Raw genomic sequence first — 23,397 nt, forward strand, 5'->3', positions numbered from 1 at the left:
CGCTGTGCATTGATACAAACACAAATGTTAAGCACTTACTTTTACTGCAAAATAGTTACCATTGCCGGATCGCTTTGAGTTGTTTGGCGGCCCGTAAGCCAATTGATACTAACCGGTTTGAGATCCGGATCATAATAAAAATTTTTCTTGGTGCACGGCAATTGTTTACAAAAATTAAGCCAAATTGGAAAAGCAGTTGAGCTGGCGTAAACATACTTGCCCATGGGCTTATTGTCATCACGGCCAACATAAATGGCGGTAGTATATTCTGGCGTTGAACCAACAAACCACGTTGTCATGGCTTCGTTAGTTGAACCGGTTTTTCCAATCGCTTCACTTTGTAACCATCCTTTTTTTTCGTACACCGGTTTAGAAAAAATTAGACGGTATGTTAATGCTTTAACCATTTTTGAATTAGTTTTGGTATCAAGAACACGTTGCTCTACCGGCTCATGCTCCCACATTTTACGGCCCCACTCATCTTTAACCCACTCAACCAGATGAGGCTTAACGTACACCCCATTGTTGGCAAAAACATTAAATGCTGCAACGTTTTCTTCAACCGATGCATGCGCAGTACCAAGAGCCAACGATGGATACGGCGTTAAATCACGCACAATACCAAAGTGCCGCGCCCAGGCCGCAATTTTTGGCGCGCCAATTTGCATCAACAATTTAACCGCAATAATGTTGTTCGAAAAAGCAAGTGCGCGCACCAGCGTCATAGAACCTTCAAATTTACGGTTCCAATTGCGCGGCTTCCAAATTTTTCCCTGATCTGAAACAAGCTCAATTGGCTCGTCAATAAACACATTGTCCATTTCAAATCCGGATGTCATGGCCAAAGAATATAAAATTGGTTTAAACGAAGAACCCGTTTGCCGATACGCTTGAAAAGCACGATTGAATTGTGATTTTTTAAAATCATACCCACCAACAAATGCTTTAATTGCACCAGTTGAAGCATGCACACACACCATGCCGCCATTTAAAACTTCGCCCATTTCTTCGCGCATTTTTTTTATTTTTGGCGCAAAGGCATCTTCTGCCGCCTGCTGCATGGCAACGTTGATAGTCGTTTTTATGCGCAAGCCTTTTGAATACAGCGCGTCTTTGCCCCATTTATTTTCAGCCCACGCCCGCACCCACTCTTGAATATACAAACGGATTGGGTTTCCCGGAATGTAATCTTCAATTTCCAACGGCGTTTCACGGGCTTCTTCAAACTCGTGCTTGCCAATAAAGCCCAGCGTGCACATGCTGCGCAGCACCACATTGCGGCGCCTGCGCGCAGTCAGCGGTGCGTTGAGCGGCGAATAAAAACGTGCCGACTTTGCAACGGCTGCCAACATTGCCGCCTCGTGCAGCACCACCTGGTCAACCGATTTGTTCCAAAAACGTTTGCATGCAGCTTGTACGCCATAAATGCCACGTCCAAAATACATATTGTTTAAATAAAGTTCTAAAATTTGTTCTTTGCTCAGCTGCCGCTCAAGCTGCAGCGCTACAAACAGTTCTTTGATTTTGCGCCACCACGTGCGCTCGTGCGAAAGATACAACAAGCGTGCTACCTGCTGAGTTATGGTGCTAGCACCCTGCACCACACGGCCATTGTATAAATTTACCAGTGCAGAGCGAATAATACCTTTTATTGAAAAACCAACATGGTTAAAAAATTGATGGTCTTCAGCTGCTACAAACGCTTTTACAACAACATCAGGAATTTGTGGGTAAGAAATCAGCTCGCGCCGGTCAAGCTCAAAGCGTGCCAGCTCATTGCCTTGATCGTCCAAAACAACCGAAGGGCACGCCTTTGCCTCCTGCTCAAGCAACGAACAATCAACCCAATGATTTTCAAGAAAGAAAAAACCAGCACCCAAAAATAAACAAAAGCTTAAAAAGCCAGTTGCAAAAAATACGCGTAAAACCATGCACATCATCCGTAAAAAAAGGCCATACTGTAACTGGCATAATACCTTTTTTTATAATGATTGCGAACTGGAAGTAACTAGCTTCAGCTAGTTCTGCAAATTTTCCTCTTCACTGTTGTTAATACTTTTTCCGCCATTATTATAGCTTCTTCAGCACTTTTTCTATCAACATAAAAATAATCATTTGGATATCGTGAATCTTGACCATAAGAATTCAAATTTTTACTTTCTTCATTGAGAAACATAAGATCTGAATCAAGAGCTACGCAACGCACCAAAAGCAATCCAAGATCGTGCGTTTTGGGAATAGGAAGTTGAGCGAGAACAATAAAAGCTTTCAAAGCTTTTTCTGCACATTGATGAGTATGATAGACTGAACAATCAAACGTTTCGTCATCATCAGACAATTTTTTAGAAGCTTTTAAATCGTTCGATGCCTTTCTAAGCCAATCTTTAACTCCTGGCATATACTTGCTTCCCTCTATTTTTTACTTCATACGTCAATGAAGTTGCATCCTGACAGAATGTATCAAATTCTTGTTTTGTAAAAACAACAACATTTGTTGGTATACCTAAACTCAACAAAGCATCAAAGGCTTTATCGCCTCTTTGATAAACCTTTTTATCAGATGACTGAATCACAATCAAAAAATTAAGGTCATCATCCTCATCAGGAGTTCCCCAAGCATATTTGCCATAAAGGTAAATTTCTAGCGGATCATAGGCCTTGACAAGGCGTTGAGTTGCCTCTTGCACTGTTTCTTGTAAAATCATAAGTATCCTTTTTTTATGTTGATTGCGAACTGGAACTTGACCCACCCGATTCACGCATCACAGTTTCCACACGACCGTCGAAAGAAAGATAATAATCAAATGGAACAAGGTTGTGCTGCGGCCTATAGCGCCCCGTCATTTCACGCTGCTGCAGACCACGCAAAAGACCTGTTGGTAAAAAAGTAAGCGTTACCAATTCATAGTTACCTTCAAAAAGTGCTAAAAAAGTCAGCGTCTTACACATTACATGATCTACAAAATTCCAACAAATATTTCCACTAAGAACCATTCCCTCTGGCAAATGAACAGTCACCGATTTATTTGGAATTTCACTCGAAGCAATAGAAAGATACGAACTACGTGCCTTTTCAGAATCATAACAAGCAGCAATTATCAAATTTGGCTCGCTAAAAAAATCCATAAAAAATATTAGGCTTTGATGATTTTGAAGCCGATCAATGGTATAAGTTTCCAACCCGGCAAGTTTTACCAAACTTACTGAACCATGAAGCAAACCATACAAAAGCCGATCATACCTTGTTGACAAAATACACGGTACTCGATCACTTGAAAGACAAGGAACCAATCCTACAAATTTTTCTTTGAGAGAACTACTGCGAGGCTGTCCAATTTCCCATTCAAAAGATCGCACACACGCATACTCTTCTGAAGCACAACACGCGGTAACAAAAGAAACGCCAGACAACGACTTTTGAAACGAAAAATGACGCAAGCCGCTATCACGGCAAATAAAAAGAGCTCTGCCTTCGTGCACTAAATTAGTAAATTGAGGAGCATTCAAACATTTGCTTTCTTTGCCCTCAAATGCCTGCATATCCCATAAAAAAACTGAAGAATTTGGATAAGCCAACCCAATAATTTTGCTATCGGCTGAAAAATCAATACACGACGCAACATCATCGTTGTAATCAAAATGATGGGAAATTTGGTACGCTTGAGAATCATCATCAAACTTATAGATAGTCAGTGAATATTTGAACGAAGATGAAGAAAATTCCAAACTCAAATCTTCCATAGCCTCTTCCAGCTCAGCATCTTCGGGGCTCACAAAACGAGCTCGATCATGAATACAGGCAAGATAACGACCATTTGGCGAAAATTTGATTTTATAAACACCACAACCAGGTGGTAGCTCCGGCACCAAAGACCTGCATGGCTTGCCAGTTTGCGCATCAAAAAAGCGCAGTGTCGCACTTTCCCGCATTCCCACAACAAAAAGATTATTGACAGGCGAAAATGCAGCACAAGAAATATTTGAAAAGCGATCTCTGCTGCCAAGCAGCACACGATCCATTTTGACAGAAAAAGAATAGACAAGTCCTTGAGAAACAAAGCAAAATGCGATCAATGCAGTACGCACTATTTGTTTAATCATTGTGTCACTCGCTGGTTATTATTCGTTAACGCGCACTCCCCAATCACCCGGCACAACCCAGGCGCCAGAAGCACTATCACGAACTATAATGCCAACGTTAAAATTTTTCTCAATATCAAGATCAAGTGCATCAGTAATCGAAGTGTCGTTGGCAACGCTGTCTTGTGTTGTAGTAGCAGAAACTGACGTAACACGCACAAAGTCGGTAGCTACTAAATCTTTTGGATTGGTATTAAACAGCAGCGCACCATCAGTTGCAAAGTTACTACGCAAGTCGTCGTACTGCACCAGTGGCCCACTAACTTGCTTGGTTACATTAGCACCGCGCTTGTCGATCATGCCCACTTTAATACCACCAGCAACCGTTGCATCTTCAAGCACCGCAAAGCGATAGATCTGCGTTACGATATCAGTTGGCGGCACTATTTCGTCTTTTTCATTTTGCTCAACAACCAACGGATCTAACACCCGCTGGCCACGCGCAATAACATATAAATTACCCGGCACGCTTGGCACGCCGTTGCGGTTGCCAGAAAGATACTGCAATTGAATTTCTTGGTTACCCGCGCCAGCAACTGCCTGCAATGGTCCAAGATTAATCGACTGAAAAAGACCCAGTGACGTTGCAACAAAAATAATATCGCGATTATTACGATCACGCGCCACCACTAAATCTGCCGCACGCGTAATTGGTAAGCTGCCGTTTGGTGTGCCATCAAGATTTCTGCGATACAGCGTTGTGTTAGTCAGCACGTACAACGCGCCATTGCGTACTCTGCGCGTACCAGCATCATCATAAATTTGGTCAGGCAACGTAGCAACGCGTATCACCGGCCCTTTGATATCAGTAAGATTTGTTTGATCCCAAACACCAGCAGAAACATCAAGCAAACCCGCACCTTCGTTTGCGGGATCAGTTACAACTGCGCGCACCACGCCACGATAGCCACCAACAAATAGCAATGATTGGCCCGTGGCAGGATCTGCGTCAGGTCGGTCAGCGTTTGGTGAGGCCATGCGATTAAACTGCTGCGTTATGGCAGCACAACTGAGCGGAGAGATCGCACTTAAAAGCTGGTCGCTCACCACATCAACATTCGTATTTTTTGCAAAAGCAGCCGTTGGCGCAAACTGACCATCAACAAAAGAACCTGTTTCAATCAGCCCAATCTCGCGCGAACCAATTGCAACCATCATTGAAAAGCGACCGCGATAAAAACTTGGTGTATTTTCGTCAAAATTAAAAAGTTGATGCACGCCACCGCTGCCTGAAGAAAAATTTTCACCCAAAATGGTGCTGAGCAAACCAGCCTCGCTACCGCCGTGCAGCGCAACATCGCCCTTGCCCCAGGTGGTTATTTGGCCGGTGTTGGGAATCATTGCCATGGTTGGGTCGTTGTCGTTGTGCGTGCCTAAAAAGTAAAATTGTCCGGTGGTTGTGTCCAACCCCGCGCCATACGCTTTTTGAACCGAACCCATCACGCGCTTTGCTGGTGTCCAGTCAACAATAAAACCAAGCTCGTTCAAAATGGCAGTCGACTGAAACATGCCAATGCTTTTATTATTAAAGCCGGCCATGGCCATAAACACCGACTCGCCCTGCACAAAAATATCTTCAATAAAAGCGCCCGGCACTGGTTCTTTCCCGCCAACGGTAACTGCAGGGTGCGCTTTGAGCGGCATTTCGGCAATCTTGGTTGGCACATTGTACATATTGTTTGTGTAGTCAGTCACGCCCTGCGCATTAACTTTGGCTACCGAGCCTTTTGTTTCTGGCTGTTCGTTAAGAATATCGCCAATCAACGGAATGGCGTACACGCGGTCTTGAATACTGCCGCCAAACAAAAAACCACCAACAGCGAAAGGATCGTTACCCACAACGCCGTTAAAAATTAAATACGGCTTGCCGGCACTGGTGTGCATGGTTCTGATTGAACCAACTGAAAGTGTAATTTCGTCATCGCTATTATTTTGTGCCGTGCGCACGTTGCGCGGAGGCGGTGAGGTTCGCGGTGTTTTAGCATCAAAATAAAAACCAAGTGGCACATCAAGCGTGTTAACGCTTTCTTGCTTTACGGCGGTCTTTGCCGCCGTTCTATTGATGGTTACTTCTTGAGTAACTTTGTTATTAATAGCAAGATTTGCAGCAGCTGCTGTCCCACCAACAGGAGCAGCAGCAACAACTGCATCAACCGATTTTTTTAAAAAAGAAGCAGCTGGCAATGCAGCATAGTTCAGCGCTGTACCATCAGTATCTCGCACAACAAAAGTACCTGTACCCACACCAACCGGGGTTACCGCCTTTTTTACGTCTGCTGCTGTGGTCAGAATCGCATTTGCTGCCGCACGCTGCGCAATAACATTATAAGCTGCCGCGTCGTTATCATGCGCTAAATTCGAATTTTTATAAAAATGATCTTTGGTTGGTTCAAAAACAATTGGATTCAACGTAAACGCACTGCCTTTGCCGCCATTTGCCGTTGTGTCTACCAGGCCCATCACAAGGCCCATCACGCCGCCTTCTTTGTTATCGTCATTGCGGCTCATGTCAGAAAAACCAACGTACAAACGCTCCAGCGTGTCGTCCCACCAGACCGAAGCATCATCACCAACCAACGCAGCGTCAATGAACGTATCACCGCCACCTTCGGCCAGAGCAACCAAACCCTCTGCCGATGTTAGCGTAATAAAAGCAGCTGGCGTAACATCAGTCGCATTAAAATTTAGTGGATCAAGTTGTTTGAAAAATGACACCGTTCCGGCTTCTTGCTTTTCTGAAAATTGTTTTGTTACCGCAACACCACGATTAACGCCAGCGACCGCACCAAAACTGGCAGCGGTAGCATCAGGAACCACCGCAAAAACATACTCTTGCCCGCCGGCAACACCTGCCAAAACCGTAGCAACATCTTTGCCAGCAGCGTCTTTGAGCGTTGCATTATCTTTTATACCTAACATTTTGCTGCCATGAACAACATCAGTCACTACAAAAAATTGGTTACTTGTAGCAGGTGCCGTACCTTCTTGCGTTTCTGGTACCACAACCGGATAGGCTTTTTTGTACAGCGCCAACTGTTTTACTTTTTTTCCAAGCAAAGGGTTTGCTTGATCTTTCACGCTATTCAACGTTACCATTACTGGCGCTAAAGGCTCTATTTTTGCTGTTGAGTCAGCATGCTCTACCAAGCGCGCCAGCGCAAAATTAGTTTCATTTTGTGCAGCAGTCGTACTGGAAGCAGTTAGCGGCGCACCAGCACCCAAAAAAAGCATGGCTTGGTCATCAACAAATGCATACGCCGTTTTATCAAAATAAACACTGGTCAGCGGCACGTCTGAAACGGTGGGAACATCTTTAATAACAGCGCTTACAAAAGAGTAGGCAAACAACGTTGGTACAAAAAACAATTTCTTCATCATGCTCATCCTTATTCATTCACGCGCACACCAAACTCGCCCGGCACATACACCGCACCCGATGCCGAATCTTGTACCAGTCGTGCTTGCTGCAACGGCAAGCTTAAGCTGAGATCAAAGTCAATTTCTGTAAATTCGCCTGTTATTGGATCTTTTATAAACTTGCTGGACTCTGGACGCACCGGTATTGAATTAACAAAATTATCGCCACCAAAATGCTTGGTGCGCGCATACAAATCTAGCGGCCCCAAAAACTCTGCATCGGTTACCGGCTCTTCAAAAGAACCAACTTTAAAAAAATAATCGGTTTTCATACCGGCACTATCTACGTATGGTTCTTTAATTTGCTTGATAGCGCCATCATTCACATTAAAGCGATAGCGCGCTAAAAACTCTTTATTTTTGTCCAAAGCAAAGGTATACAAATTGCCTTCGGCGGTAAACACATTAACTTTTTTAGTCGCATCAGGCTGATTAACATCTTGCACCATGCGGTTGCCACGCGATTTTGCATAAAACTCAAACATGAGTGTTGGACCAAGATCTTTTTGTAATGCCCAGGCAATTGTTTCGATAGTCATTGGCATTTTGTTTTTATAGTTATCAGTCAAGGTAGCAGGCGTGTTTGCATACAAACCACGTGTGGTTGCCAGCAGCAACGTTGTTTGATTATTGGCAAGGTTAATCGGCGCTACCGACCCACGCGCATCGCGCTTGAGCACCATGACATCAAAAAATTCATCAAGTTCGGAATCAAATAATTTTGTTCCTGCGCCATCAGTCGACTCAGAAATACTAGCAACTTTTACCAAGTTTGATTCTTTGATATGTGCCTGCGATCTGGTTACTGCATCTTGTTCAAAAATACTGCGACCACTCGTTTCGACCTTGGTCATATCAATGCGATAAAGAGCGTCACGCGTCAAAATGTATAAAAACTTATTTTGGTCAGAAACAATGCGCCGCACATTTTTAAAAATATTTGTTGTCTTGCCAGTAGTAGTATCCAAACTCAACAATTGTAAGAAGCGCCAATTCTTGCCACGAGGAAACGTTGCCGTGCCCGCGCTATTTGAAAATTTACTCAAACCAAGGCTTGCACGCGTATCCCAACCTTTGCCGGTAAAGCCTTGCGTAAATACCGCAACACCATGTTGGCCACCAACAAACAAGCGGCCGGTGTTGGCCGCAGCATCACTCAACGGCAGTTGAGCCACTTCAGCGCAGGTTATAGCACCAAGCTGGCCAAGAGCAACACTGGCACCATCAGCATCACTGGCACTAAAAATTCTTACCGACACTTCACTATTTGGATCACTGATAAAAGGCGCTGTTGGCGCAAAAACGTTATTAGCAAAACGACCAGTTTCAATGAGCGCAACACGGCCATGGCCAGTGGCAACCATCATGCCAAACTGTTCGTAGCGCAACTCTTGAGTTGCTGAATTTGGATCACGCTCTTTAAATCCGTACGTGTCTGGTGAAAAATCGTGCAGGCCTAGCACGCCGCCAACATCGGCAAATGCAGCGTCAAGCACTGCAGAAAGTGGTGCATCCATGGTTTGTGTGTCACTGTGCAAAGCATTGTCGCCCTTGCCCCACTCCGTCACGCGCACCGTGTTTATTTTTTTGTCAGCATCTTCTGTCACAAACCAAAAGTTACTTGTTTGATCATCAAAATCAAAACCATACACTTTGTCTGGTCGGCCCATTACGCGCTGCCATGGCGTCCAGGCACGAATCATGCCCGTATCGTCGAACAATGCCTTGCTGGCAAAAATGCCCGCCTCGCCACGATGCTCAACATCGCGATCGCCAGCAACAGAAACATAAATGGTATCACCGTGAACTTGAATGTCGGTAAGCGTTAGTTGTAAATCAAACGAAAGCAATTGAGGGTCAGCACCAACAATGTTGCGTTCTTGCGAATTCAAATGCATAGTTTTAACTTCTTGCAAAAAATCATTTCTGAACGTTCCTTCGTACGCTTGGTGCAACGCCCAGCCTGCGCCTGCATGAATCGCTCCGGCAGCGCCGCCATCTTTTGTATGCGCCGTCCCTTTTTTAGCTTTTTTCGCCGCTGCATTAAGAGTTGTTTTTGCCGAAACATCGCGAATTCTATCTGCAAGAATTGCCCCAGCTATGCCACCCGCACTTGTTCCAACAACCTTGTTTGCAGCAACAGTAACCGGATTGGTAATACCAAGATCGGCCACACGTACTTGCACAGCATTTGCTGCAGTAACACGTTTATCGAACTTATAAACTTCTTCCAAAACTGTCGAAGCAATTGCGTTGGCAGTGTCTGGTGGATTTTGATTTTTTATTGCTGTTGTTGCTGTTTTGCGATTGCCAGAAACCAACCCATCAACTTCTGCAACTGCAACTTCAACATTCGTTCGAACCATTTCAAACGTTGGCGCAAAGTCAATTGGTTTAACAGCACTACTGGTTTTATCAAAAGCTCCAACCCAACCGTCGTCGGCCAACGGCACCGCATAAACCTGCGTACTCACGTTACGCGGATTATTAGTACGCGAACCAACACCGCCATTCACAATTAAATAACTTTTGCCCGTACTTGTGTGCATGGTACGCACCGCACGCGCACTGGCAAACAAATCCTCAGCTTTAGTATTTTTTTCGTAAAAACCGAGTATATATTTGTTAAAGTTGCCCGTATCCGCCGGAGTGCCTGGAGCATGATCGGGGTCACGATCATCAGCAAAAAGATATGCACTTGGGTTTTTAATAACAGGATAGAGCGTAATTTTTTGATTGGCGTCATCAACCTGACCAACCATCACCGAGCACACACCGCCAGATTTGTCTGTTACTGCGCCAATCTCGTGCCCGCGCGTTACATCAGACAAGCCAACATACAAACGCTGCAACGGCTCATCCCAAAACATATCAACATCAGCGCCAATGAGCGCACGCGTTATTGGCTCTTGATCGCCCGGCGCATAAAACGCAAGCGTTTGCGCAGGTTTTTCAGTGACACCAATTTTGCGAATTGAGCCATCACTTTCAGCATCAACACGCAGCTTGCGCGCACTGCTCAGCTTGGTAGCATCGTGCGTAACAACTTGTAGCGCTTCAAGCGCATTGCCTGCACCATCCCGCGCAAATTTGAGCACAGCAATGCCACGATTGACACCATCAATAACAGAAACGTCTGTGGCACCATCGTAAATTAACTTAGTCATACCAGTATCAACAACGGTATCTGATGCCCACGTTTTTAGCGAATCCATATTCACAAGAATAGCAGTACTTGCATCTTTAAGCTCTGCAGTTAAAGCCCCATCAGCAACTGCTGCAAAAATTAATGCTTTATCAAGCTGATCTGGCTGTGAAGCGGCAAGTGCAACAATTTGTTGGTTAATTGAAACACCAGCGGCGTCTTTGATAAACTCAGCGTCGCCACCGGTAAGATCACTATGCGTAATCACCCGTGAGCCATCGTCAACTGGCAACAAATAAACTGAAGCACCATGCTGATTTTTTGCAACAGCAAGAGCATCCAACCCCGCCATTGGATCAAAAATTGCAGGATCACCAATCGGCACCACCACTAATTTTTTATCACTGCCTGCAAGTGCCAAGTGCGCGGTACCCGCATCTTTTAACGGATTAGTTGCAACATCAAAAGCAGAGCCATTAAACAAAAATCCACCAGCCTCTGAAACCATTGGTGTTGTTTGCACAATCTTTTGGCCCTCTGTCGAGGTACCAAGCGATGCACGCACCAGCGTACTCTCGTCGCTTGCAAAACCTAAAAAGAAGCGATCAGTTCCGCCAAAAACAGTTGGTCCAACATCAACGGCAGCTATTGCCATTGGCGTTGAGGCAGCACGCTCTGTTGGCGCTTGCTCAAAATACGTTGACTCATAATCAAAATCTTGCGGCGTAACCATTTCAGTCGCACGCTCTTGTGCTACAGCAGTTTGCTGCATGAGCACTGGTTTAAGAACTAAGCGCGTTCCATCGCTGGTTTGCTCACCCAAACTTGCCAATGCTTGTTGTAAAAACTCTTGCAGCACCACACGAATTTCTTCACGCAACTGATCACGATTAATGGTAATTGTTTGTGCACTTTCAACAGTTGGTTTGGCAACAACAACCGATTGTGCAGGTTTAGGTTTTGGTCGTTGTTGTTTAGGTTTTGGTTTACTTATTTGTTGCTGATCAGTAGGTCTGCTGACATCAAAGAAATCGTAAAAAATAGCTTCAGGAATAGCAACTTGATTATCGATAATTGAAAACTCAAATGCTTGGTCGCCAACGCTTGCCTGACCGCCAACAACATTGCCTTCATAATCAACCGACAAATCATTAACTACAACTTCTGGCATAGCAACTTCATAGTCAACCGCAGAAGCAACACCAGTTACCGCCGGCTTTTCATGAGAGCTTGCTAAATCGCTCACCACAACATGCGATGCTTCTTCAAATTCATTGGCCCCAACGGTAAACGACGGCAGCGGCTTATAAACAACAGGCTTTGCTGGTTTAACGCTTGGCTTTGCACCTGGTTTTACCACCGGCTTGGCAACAGGCTTTGGGGCTTGCGTTGCTGACGGTTTATGACTTGGTGGTTTTGGCGGTGCTACTGGCTCAGGTTTTGGCAATTGCAAACTGGTTACTACCGAACTAGGCAACTCTTGTTCTTGCTCTGCTGGCACAACAACTGTTGGTGCACTAATTTTGTTAACCGCCGGTTTTGGTTTGGCAACCGGTACAGGCACCGGTGTGGGCAACTGCACACTGTCAAAAACCGCTCCAGGCATTTCTTGTTCTTGCTCTGCCGATGCTTGAACCACTACAGCGGGCTTACTTATTTTGTTGTTCGCAATTGGTTTTGGTTTAGGTACCGGCACGGGAAGTTGAACACTGTCAAACACCGCACTAGGCATTTCTTGCTCTTGCTCAACATATGAATCTAGCACAACAACTTCTGGCATGGCAGGCTTTGGGCGTGGCGTTGGTGCTGGCAACTGAACGCTATCAAAAACGGCACCAGGAACTTCTTGCTCTTGCTCACTAAAAACCTGGTCAACAAGCTGCAAAGCCGCAGGCTTAGGTTTAGCTACCGCTACTGGCAACTGAATATCACTAAACACTGCGCTGGGAACTTCTTGTTCTTGCTCAGCCACGATATCTGCCACAACAACTTCGGGCATGGTTGCTTTTGGACGCGGCGCCAAAACCGGCAGCTGAACGTTGCCAAAAACGGCGCTGGGCACTTCCTGCTCTTGCTCCACAAATGCATTGTGTAAAATTACTTCAGGAAGTGTAATTTTTTTAGTATGAGCTTGAGCGGAAAAGCATAGAACCAACACGAGTGACCATGGCAAAAGACTCAGCAATAGCTTACGATTCTTCATTTTCCTCATCCTTTCTCCAAGCTTTTATTCAGATCATGAACCAAAGTTTAACCAGGGTGATTCTCAATTGTGAAGAAGATGCTAAAAGCCCACGCCCAACATACCTCCAACAGTATTGTTGTCGATAATTCCTTGACCGCCAACACCAAATTTATAAAAAATTCCGATGTAAGGCGTTAGCCATGTTTGATCAAATTCTTTTGAAAAATCGTACGTACCTTGCAACATCAGATTATGCATGGTCCAGTCTTTTAAGCTATTAGCAGTATTGATAATATCGTTAGAAAACGCTGGGTCTTTGGTAAATAATTTATCATCATCATGATGAACATACTGCCAGGCAAGCTTTACAGAAAAGCCTCGCCAAATTTTAAATGCTTCGGCATACGCTTCAAAGATCCAGGTTGAACCAAAATTTTTGGTGGCATTGCCAACATTGAGCAACAAGGGCTCTGTTTGCGTTATGGCTGTTTTTAAACGTCGTTCGTGCGTGTGATCAAAAAAGTACATAACTTCTGCATACACACCAGCACGCAAGTGCCCAGCAAACTCAAAATCAAAACCGGCAGCAAGTGGCAAGCCCACCTGCCCGCCATTACCAAGCGGCATGCTCAACATCTTGTTAATATCAACAGACTCACCGGTTGGCATGCTCACTCCAAACCGCAGGTATGGTGTGATAACTTTTAATTTGCCATACGAAGGCATTATTTTTTTTGACCATTCCAACAACAACACAACATCGCCAAGGCCCGACTCGTGCCAATTATCAAGGCTCAAACCGCCCAGTTGCTGCGCTTGGTTTGCAAGATCACGAATAAACGCTTGCATAGCAAGCTCTGACATAAAATTAGATTGCGTAAGATCTTGAAACATAAAATCGCTTACTCGCATATCTTTGATTGGCAGATAAAGATTGATAGTAAAATAGCCAGGAAGACCGGAAATATTAAACGTATAACCACCCGTTAAATTAATATTGGTTTCTTTAAACGTTGCAAACATGCGTACATTGCCACGCGTACCGTCGTCGGTAAACGGACCACCAGCGGTCATAAAACCCATCAAAATTGCAGAAGCTCCTGCAGAAGCAACACTGCCCTGCGGGTTTTCAAGCATAGGAATAATTGACTGGGTTGGGTTGTACACACCAAGCAATGTTTGCCGATTACCTTTAATATCACTACTCGAGCCTTTGCTGCCAGATTCAATACCAAGGCTGAAATCAAAACCACACACATGCGTATGGTACGGCTGCCACAGCGGATCGTAGGGCGACAAAAAATTGACTGGCGCAAATGCCTGAACAGCTGGAAAGCTGATAAGAAAAAACACTAACAGACTATACTTCTTCATGATCTCCCTTTCAAGTCACAAACGTTACGCAAACCAGTCTAACCCAAAGATTGTGGAGAAGTGAAGAAGAAATAAAAGAGCCCAGCACTTGCTGGGCTCGCGTTTAAAATAGCAGAGAAAATTGGCCGCCAACCGAATGGTTGTCGATAATATTTTTTCCATCAACCGGTAGTTTATAGAAAAAACTTAATTGAGAATTGACTGCACAATCTTTGCAATCATGAAAGAAATCATAATTAGCCGTAAAAATAAGATTATGCACGTTCCATTCTTTCAAATTGTTAGCAGTGTTAACTACTGAAAAATCAAAGACATTGTTATGCGGAATTAAACGATCATCATCATGCTTTACAAATTGGTAAGCACCTTTGACCGACAAACCTTCCCAAATGCGCAAGCCTTGAATAAACAAATGAAACTGCCAAGTAAACCCATATTCTTTAGTTGCTAAACCCTTGTTGAGCAGCAAAAAGTCAGTCTGATTTTTATCAGTTTTCATGCGATATTCTTTTTTTGTATCAAACAACAGTAAAAAATCGACATCAATACCAACACGCACGTTGTGCACAAAACCAAGTTCCATAGCAATACCCAGCGGAATACCCCAGGCGCCGTCATTGCCAAGCGGCATGCTAAATGCTTGGTCTTGGTCACGCTCACGCGCGGTAGGAAAGCTCAAGCCAAGTTTGGCATACAACATAACCAATTTTAGATATTCTTTATCTTGTTTGTAGCGATTGCTCCATTCAAGCAAAATATCCAAATCGCCAATCCCACTTTTGTCCCAGGTGGCAAGATTCAAGCCACCAAACTCTTTAACATTTTTAACTAAATCATCAGTCAAATAAGTTTTGATATTAGCGCCTTGTGGCGTTAGTGGACCAACTTGTGTCAAATCAGTAATAAGCGTTTTTTTTGCTCTAATTTCACGCCACACAATGGGAAGGTGCGCGCTAATTGCCAACATTCCATCTTCAGCTTTGAGCGGTAGCACATAACTTGCAAACAACGTAAAATCAAGCCCACTAAATTTACCACGCAATTGTTGGTGCCCTTGCAAATCAACATCGTCAAAGGTATCGTACAAACCCTTCAACGGCGCCCCCATGGCCATTTCAACCGAAGAGGTGGGGTTGCGGGTCATACTAATTGCCGACTCTGTATCGTTGTGAATTGCTAAAACATTGCGGCGATCATCGTCGTTGTTCAAACCAGTGCAACGTGCGCCATATTCGGCATTAAAAACACCAAAACTGGCAGTTCTATTTTTTATGTAGGGAAAGCGCAGTGCATAATCGTACGACCGGAAAAAGTTTACCGGCGCAAAGGCCTGTACTTTATGCACGCTTAACACCGCGATGAAAAGCCCGAGAGCATATATTCTTCTTTTCATGTGCAATAATCCTCTTTTTGATTATCAATTATTCGTTAACACGCACACCAAATTGACCAGGTACCACAAAACCGCCCGTTGCTGTGTCACGCACCGGTTTGCCAATGTAGGTATTGGTTTTTGTATCAATACCAAGCGCACTGGTCAGCGACGCACTTGCTTGGTCGCGCGTGCCAAAGCGTAGTAAATCAGATTGGTTTACATCGCGCTGTTGTTGATTAAAGAAAAAGGCGCCCTCAGTTGTAAAGCTTTCTCTAAAAGCACGCAGGTCAACCGCCGTATTTTTTATTAACGTCACATCAGTGCCATCAACATTAAACAAGTGAAGCACGCCGCTGTCATCATCACGATCAACAGCCAAGACATACAAGTTGCCTTTTGTTGAAGGAGCTCCTTTTGTTTCAGAAATATACGCAAGACCAATTGGCAGGGTTGTAACTTCAGGAATTTGCGTAATAGTCATACCGTCATCGGTCTTGAAAAGCCCTTGCGTTGTTGCAAAAATACGCAAGTCAGGCGTTACCACCAAATCGGTACCAAATGGTTGCGCAATAGCATTGGCACCCATTAAATCTTGATCCAAAAGCGCATTTAACACTTCAAGACTGAGCACATCAACATGATCATCACCATCACACGCAACTTTAACTACATTTTCAAAATCACCAAGCTCTTTAAATGAAAAGCCCATGCCAGGAAATGCGCCAGCTGCAAGCTCTTTAAGCCCGGCATCACTATCAAAGCCATTGCCACCACCATCTTGCAAACGAGCAACACCGTGATAACCACCAACGTACAAATAGCCCGCTTCTTTGTCAGTACTGCGCAATAAATCAGCAGTAACAATTGGTGCTATGTCTTTAAGCGCTTGATCATTAAAAACAAAAACATTGGTACCTTCAACAAATTTATCGGTCGGCGTAAACGCGCCCCCATCAGTTTTTCCCGTTTCAATCAGCGCCACTTTGTCAACACCAACCGCAACCATCATAGAAAACTCACCATCAAGAAAGCCTGGCGTATGCTCGTCAAAGTTAACAACACTGTACACACCATCTGGAAAGTTTTTTTGCAAAATGTCGGTCAACTCGCGACTTGTGCCATCGGTCACTTGCGCACTGGTACCCCAGGCAGTTCCTTTGATTGTTGTCAGCGGTTTTGTCGGATCGCCATCGGAAGACGTTAAATATTGAAAGTTACCGTTTGTGCTGTTGATATCAAAACCAAAAGCCGCATCCGTGGTTCCTGCAACGCGCTGCCACTCAGTCCATTTTCTGATATTACCATCCCTATCAAACAACGCGGTACTTTGGAAAATACCATTTTCTTTTTGGTTTGGACGGTCACCGCCGCCAACCGCAACAAAAACGCTGTCACCAACAACGATCATCTCGTTGATCGCAACGTCAGTATCAGCACCGCCAATTTTTGTTAGGTCTTGGCCAACCGTTGCCGCATCATCACCTTGATTTGTTTGTAACGCTTCTACCGTTGTTTCGGCCATATCTAGCCCTGCGCGCGTGTAGGCATTGGCACCGTTTACTCGTGCCAACTGACCAGCGTAATCATGAGTAGCTGGCAACACCGGAAGCGCGTGCACTAACGTTTTAAGATTGTCAGTATCACCATCTAACGCAACACCGCCATTAATAATTACATAATCTTTACCAGTGCTGGTGTGCATGGTGCGTACGCGCGGAACGCTCACCGCATAATCGTCAGCTTGAGCATCTGAACGATGAAAGCCAACAATTTGTTGGTCATCAGTAAACATGCCGGAGCGTGGATTTGGTACCAATGGTTTTACAAAAGCTTTATTATTGTCGTCAAAACCACCAACCAAAATACCAACGATACCGCCGTCTTTATCAGTAGCATTGCGTTTAGATTTATCAACCGCAACATACAAACGTTGCAATTGTTGGTCCCAATGAAGATCATACTTTGTTGGTTCGGTTGCGTTAGCCATTTTATTTGCAGCATTAGCATCAGCATAAAATGACAGGCCTGCAACTTTGTTAATACCGTTGCCATCAACCATATCACTTTCCGGAGCTAGCACAATTGCTTGCGCTTTAATTACCGTGTCTTTTTGCGGATCAACTTGCGTCAGCACACTATCTTTAACCTGAAACAACGCAATACCAGGGTCCTTCCCTGCAGTTTTTGCTTTTACCGCAGCAAAGAAATAACGGTCTGAAAGGCCCAACGCATCGGTACCTTCAACTGCCAAGGGCGTTTTATCAATATTTTCTAAGTTGGTATCTTTGATTGGCACAACGGTTGGGGTAGCATTACTTACCACGCGCAAACCATCGCGCGGGCTTACCATCACATAAACATTTGGATTAGCATCATCATCATTAACCACGGCCAACATTTGATTATTTGAAGGGCCCACCAACTTCATTTGTGCAATTACTTGATCTTTAAAAGGGCTGTCTACCGTTTTACCGGTAGCATCATAAACAAGGCCGGCCAACGGCGTAACAACAATTTTTGAAGTTCCATCGGTATTTTTTACCACACTGGTGCTAATTATGGCACTATCTTCTTTGCCTGCCTGGTCAGTTCCCAAAAAGAACGTCCCAAAACCATCGCCAGATGTTTTGGCAAAAGTAATGGGCTTACTCATGTCATCGTCTTGAACACCCGAAACCGAGCGCGTTGGCGTTGCAGAAAAAAATTTGGCAATTGATGAACGCTCAATATTACTATCATGAACCGAAGAAAATACCGAAACACTACCTAACGAAAAGGTAATAAAAACACTCAGTAAACGTTTAGTTTTCACAAAAAGTCTCCTCTCCCAAGAAGTTACTCTAATTCCTTAAAACTCACTTCAGAAGCTTATCTTTGAGATCAAAAAAAAGCAATGAATAGCTCGTGTGTTTACTTGCCAAGAAAATAAAGTTTCAAACCAAACAAACGCTTGGTGGCCATCATGAACAAAAACAGTAATCCAGCCAAAGAAAGTGATAACAACCAAAAGCCAACGCGCGAAGCAAAAAAGGTAATACCTACAGCGCCAGCCAGTGTTAAAGCACCATGAAAGCCAATCAGAAACAAGCCAGTTGCACACCCAACTTGTCCACACAATGAGATTAAAAATGTACCGTAAGAAGCTGCATAAAACTTAATATTATGCTTGGTAACCAACAAATAAATACAGCCAACGGTCATAACCAAACCAGCAACCGAAGCCGCTGCTGCAATGCCGTGAACACCAAAAAAGTACATACCAATCAAATCGCCCACCACGTTAACACCAGCACCAAGGCCGGTAACTACCATGGTTGAGCGCGTATCTTTGAGCGAATACAGCATACTCATGAGTATTTTATTAATACAAAAAAACAAAAGCCCGCCAAGATAAATAACTAAAATTTGAGCCGCAATCTCAAGCTGTGCAGGATCGGCACTTTTACGGAGCAAAAAGAGCGTGTCAAACAAGTTGTATGAAACAAATGCAAAAAAGAGTGTTACCGGGACAATAACCCACGAAACAAACTTAAGAACTTCAAGTAAATAAAAACTCATGCGTTTGGGCGCAAAAAGGACGACACGTGAAAAATGGGGCAATAAGATATTTGAAAGAGCAACCGCAAAAACACCCAACGGGATATTCATGAATCGACTGCCATAGTACAAGAGCGAAACAGAACCGGTTGGTAAAAACGAAGCGATGCTGCCACCAACAAACAAGTTAATTTCTACAATGCTCACACCCATCAAGTACGGAATAAATTTGAGAATAATTTGTTTAAAATGATACCAAGAATCAGCCGTTATTGTGCCAAACTTAAAGTTATGCATGAAGTAGGCAACAGCTGTCATGGCCAGTTGCAAAACACCGGCAATAATAACACCCGCACACAAATACAATGGGCTGAGTTGGTATAACAAGCACAAGCCAAGTGTAATAACATAAAACACATTCCAGAGCGCAGGACCAAAAGCCGGCACCGCAAAATGATTAACCGCATTAAGCGCGCCACCAAATAAGGCACTGGCCGAAACTAAAAAAATGAAGGGAAACATAATGCGCAAAAACTTAACGGCATAAGCAACTTGAAACGAAGAAAAGCCCGGCGCAATTACCGCCATCACCGCATCAGTCTTAAAAAAGATAAACAGATAAAAAACTAGTAAAATACCCTGTAAAAAAAGAAAGCATAAACTCATGAGACCATCGGCATGCTCACGCTTCTCTTTTACCACACGCACAAAGATTGGCACAAACGAAGCATTCAGAGCACCTTCAGCAAACATATGCCTAAAAAAATTGGGAATTCTAAACGCGGTGATAAACGCATCTGAAATACCGCCAATGCCCAGAAAACTCACTTGTAAAAACTCGCGAAAAATTGCCAAGAAGCGACTAATTAATGTCGCAACGCCAACTTGTACCGTTTTATTCACAATCGCACGCTTATTGAGATGAAGATTCACTGTCTACCTTTTTTATTGTTGAGTTAAAACACCATCGTGCATAAACAAAACGGTTTCCATTTTTTCATAGACCGCCTGGTCATGCGAGCACAAAACCAAACCCATGCCCCAGCTACGCACAGCATCAAGCAACAATTCAACCAAACGTTGAGCACTTTGAGCATCCAAATTACCCGTTGGTTCGTCGGCCAGTAAAAATGCTGGCTTATTAAACAGTGCACGTGCTACAGCCACACGCTGTTGCTGCCCACCAGAAAGTTGCTCAGGATAGCTCGTTATTTTGTCGATCAAATCAACCGCTTCAAGTAACTCATGCGCACGACTTTGGCACTCTTGCTGACTGCTACCCTTGATCATACCCATCAGCATAATATTTTCTAAAACGGTCAGCTCTTTGATTAAATAATGAAATTGAAAAACAAAGCCAAGATGCTGATTATGAAATTGATCTTTGTCAGCAAGCTTAAAAATATCTTGACCTTCAAAAAATATATTCCCTTGATCAGGAATATCTAAGCCCCCCAAGATATGCAGTAAGGTAGATTTGCCACTACCCGAAGCGCCAACCAACGCATAGGTCTTGCCTTGCTCAAATTGATACGAAACGCCACGCAAAACGTGCAAAACCTTATCACCCTGCCAAAAATCTTTTTTGATATCCTGCATTCTTAAGATGGCCATCCAACCAACCTTCACGTTAAAAAGGAGCTCAAGTGTCTCAAAGAGAGACACATAATTATTTTTTTCAAAAAACAAACTGAGTCGTAAACCACAGGCTTGTTTGTCATATTACCAAGACTCTTGTTTTGCTGAAAGAAAATCTTTTATTCTTGGTATGTGAACAGGCACAGGACATGCCTGTTTCTCCTACAAGAATGCCTCTACGCATTTTTGTAGCGCAGCTCGCTTAGACTATTCAGATTTTGGGGAGGAAGGACATGAAAGAACATATCAACGATTATTTATTGGACGAAATTCCGCTTATATTGCCGGTAATTCCGACCGTAGATGTAGTCGTTTTTCCACAGATGGTTGTGCCATTGCTCATTCTGGACGAAAAAATTATCGCAGGAATTGAAGAGGCAATGGAAGGTTCGCGCAAAATATTACTTTTGGCAGCACATCAACAACCTAACGATTATCAAAATCCAATCAGCATCAGTGATCTTTATAAAGTTGGAACCGTTGGCAATATTATGCGCGTTATGCAATTGCCAGAAGGGGGCATTAAAATTTTGACGCAAGGGCTGGTTAAAGCTCATGTTGAAGAAATTTTGTCAACCAACGAAACCCTTGAAGCCCGCATACAAACAATAAACCCTCATGAAGCAGAGTTTGATGTGGAGCTGTCAGACCAACAAATCAGACAACTGCTTGTTTTGGTTGAAAAAATTGCATCATCCGGACGCGTATTTGGTCCAGACTTTCAAGTTATTCTTTCACAAATACAAGATCCAATGCGCATCGCTGACTTTATTCTTTCACATCTCAACTTGACCGTACAAGAAGCTCAAGCGTTACTTGAGAAAAAAACACTCAATCAACTGCTGAGCGGCATTCACGACTATCTTACCAAAGAATACGAGCTGAATGGCGTGAAAGAAAAAATTTATCATCAAACGCAAGAATCTATAAATCGGTCACAAAAAGAATATTACTTGCGTGAACAAATGAAAGCCATTCAAAAAGAACTTGGCGAAGAAAGCGAAACGGATCTTTCAGATTTGCAACGAAAAATTCACGAGCTACCACTGACCGAAGAAGCTCGTATTGAATGCATTAAGCAATTTAACCGCTTAACAAAAACTGCTCCAGAGTCCATGGAGGCAACGGTTATTAGAACACATCTTGAATGGGTATTGTCTATGCCATGGGGCACCTACACCACCGATAATTTAGATATTAATCACGCCCAAGACGTTTTAGATCAATATCACTACGGCCTTGATGAAATTAAAGATCGTATTTTAGACTTTCTTTCCATCAAATCGCTTAAAAAAGATTGTAACGTTCCTATCATTTGTTTTGCAGGACCTCCAGGCGTTGGTAAAACATCGCTGGGCAAAGCAATTGCAAATTGCTTAGGCCGCACGTACTACCGCATTTCACTTGGTGGCGTTTACGACGAATCAGAAATTCGTGGACACCGCAGAACCTATGTTGGGGCACTGCCTGGTCGCTTTGTTCAAGCAATAAAAAAAGCAGAAAGTATGAATCCGCTCATTATTATCGACGAAATTGACAAAATTGGGATGTCCAATCGTGGCGATCCATCAGCTGCTTTGCTTGAAGTATTGGACCCAGAACAAAACAAAACATTTTATGACAACTACCTTGGCGTACATTTTGATCTGTCACAATGCATGTTTGTTACCACTGCCAATGATTTAAGCGCCATCCCAGGCCCACTGCGCGACCGCATGGAAATTATTCAGCTTTCAGGCTACACCAACGATGAAAAATGCGAGATTGCAGAAAAACATCTTGTTCAAAAAGCAATCAAAAACTCAGGCCTTGAAGAAAAGGGCTTTGTATTAAGCACGGAAATGATTGATTACGTAATTCGACATTACACACAAGAATCTGGCGTACGGGATTTAGACCGTTACATTCAAAAACTCTGCTCAAAATATGCACGCCACTTGGTTGAAAAAAATAAGAAATTAGTATTTACCAAAGAAAACATTGCCAAATATCTTGGACCTGAAAAGATTCAACCGGAACAATTAATTCGATCGCACAAAATTGGTGTTACCAACGGCCTTGCATGGACACCATTTGGCGGCGAAATTTTGCAAGTTGAAGCAGCTTTAATGCCCGGCAGCGGCAAGCTCTTGCTCACCGGACAACTGGGTGATGTTATGAAAGAATCGGCTCAAGCAGCTTTGACATACGCAAAATCACACGCACAAGATTTTGGCATTGAAGACAAAATGTTTACCGGCTATGACTTGCACATCCACTTGCCAGCTGGCGCTATTCCAAAAGACGGCCCTTCAGCAGGTATATCATTGTTATCTTCCGTGCTTTCTGTTTTAACAGGACGCGAGATTAACGGCGATTTTGCTATGACTGGTGAGCTAAACTTGCAAGGTAAGGTACTGCCAATTGGTGGACTTAAAGAAAAAATCTTGGCGGCAAAACAACATGGGCTGTGCAACGTAATTTTACCAAAGCTTAATCAAAAAGATTTGGTAACGTTAAAAAAGATAGCAGAAGGTATGAATATATTCCTGGTCGATGACGTAAAAGAAGTTCTAAGTCACGTCCTCATGCCAAAACTGATCTAGT

At 43.7% G+C, this 23,397-nt stretch carries 12 protein-coding genes; 1 reads left to right on the forward strand and 11 read right to left on the reverse strand.

Annotated elements, in window-relative coordinates; genetic code table 11:
- Positions 1–41 precede the first annotated feature (41 nt).
- The 11 genes from K2W90_06230 to K2W90_06280 form a co-directional block, all read right to left on the reverse strand.
- Entirely contained in the window at positions 42–1,931 is a 1,890-nt protein-coding gene (locus tag K2W90_06230) for a PBP1A family penicillin-binding protein (protein MBY0353933.1), read from the reverse strand.
- Between the two features lie 83 nt (positions 1,932–2,014).
- On the reverse strand, positions 2,015–2,398 hold the full coding sequence (locus tag K2W90_06235) for a HEPN domain-containing protein (protein ID MBY0353934.1): 384 nt from the start codon (positions 2,396–2,398) through the stop codon (positions 2,015–2,017).
- Positions 2,385–2,705 (reverse strand): hypothetical protein, encoded by a 321-nt coding sequence (locus tag K2W90_06240; GenBank protein MBY0353935.1) that lies wholly within the window; start codon positions 2,703–2,705, stop codon positions 2,385–2,387. Before K2W90_06240 ends, K2W90_06235 begins: the two co-directional genes overlap by 14 nt.
- A 13-nt stretch (positions 2,706–2,718) precedes the next feature.
- Positions 2,719–4,101 carry a hypothetical protein gene (locus tag K2W90_06245; GenBank protein MBY0353936.1) on the reverse strand — a complete coding sequence of 461 codons (1,383 nt, stop codon included), beginning with the start codon at positions 4,099–4,101 and terminating at the stop codon, positions 2,719–2,721.
- A gap of 18 nt (positions 4,102–4,119) precedes the next feature.
- Positions 4,120–7,518, reverse strand: a complete 3,399-nt coding sequence (locus K2W90_06250) for a hypothetical protein (GenBank protein MBY0353937.1) — start codon at positions 7,516–7,518, stop codon at positions 4,120–4,122.
- A gap of 8 nt (positions 7,519–7,526) precedes the next feature.
- On the reverse strand, positions 7,527–12,905 hold the full coding sequence (locus tag K2W90_06255; GenBank protein ID MBY0353938.1) for a hypothetical protein: 5,379 nt from the start codon (positions 12,903–12,905) through the stop codon (positions 7,527–7,529).
- Positions 12,906–12,986: 81 nt separating this feature from the next.
- Positions 12,987–14,261: a hypothetical protein gene (locus K2W90_06260; GenBank protein ID MBY0353939.1), complete on the reverse strand. Its 1,275-nt coding sequence runs from the start codon at positions 14,259–14,261 to the stop codon at positions 12,987–12,989.
- Between the two features lie 103 nt (positions 14,262–14,364).
- Positions 14,365–15,654 carry a hypothetical protein gene (locus tag K2W90_06265; protein ID MBY0353940.1) on the reverse strand — a complete coding sequence of 430 codons (1,290 nt, stop codon included), beginning with the start codon at positions 15,652–15,654 and terminating at the stop codon, positions 14,365–14,367.
- Between the two features lie 28 nt (positions 15,655–15,682).
- On the reverse strand, positions 15,683–18,448 hold the full coding sequence (locus K2W90_06270) for a hypothetical protein (GenBank protein ID MBY0353941.1): 2,766 nt from the start codon (positions 18,446–18,448) through the stop codon (positions 15,683–15,685).
- 98 nt (positions 18,449–18,546) lie between these two features.
- On the reverse strand, positions 18,547–20,106 hold the full coding sequence (gene murJ, locus K2W90_06275; GenBank protein ID MBY0353942.1) for a murein biosynthesis integral membrane protein MurJ: 1,560 nt from the start codon (positions 20,104–20,106) through the stop codon (positions 18,547–18,549).
- 12 nt (positions 20,107–20,118) lie between these two features.
- Complete coding sequence (locus K2W90_06280) at positions 20,119–20,787, reverse strand: ABC transporter ATP-binding protein (protein ID MBY0353943.1); 669 nt, start codon at positions 20,785–20,787, stop codon at positions 20,119–20,121.
- A 257-nt stretch (positions 20,788–21,044) separates the two neighbouring features.
- Here K2W90_06280 and lon point away from each other — a divergent pair, with 257 nt between their 5' ends.
- A complete protein-coding gene (gene lon / locus K2W90_06285) occupies positions 21,045–23,396 on the forward strand; it encodes an endopeptidase La (GenBank protein ID MBY0353944.1) in 2,352 nt (783 codons plus the stop codon).
- Position 23,397: the final 1 nt, after the last annotated feature.

This window comes from Candidatus Babeliales bacterium, assembly GCA_019749895.1.
Classification (GTDB): domain Bacteria; phylum Babelota; class Babeliae; order Babelales; family RVW-14; genus AaIE-18.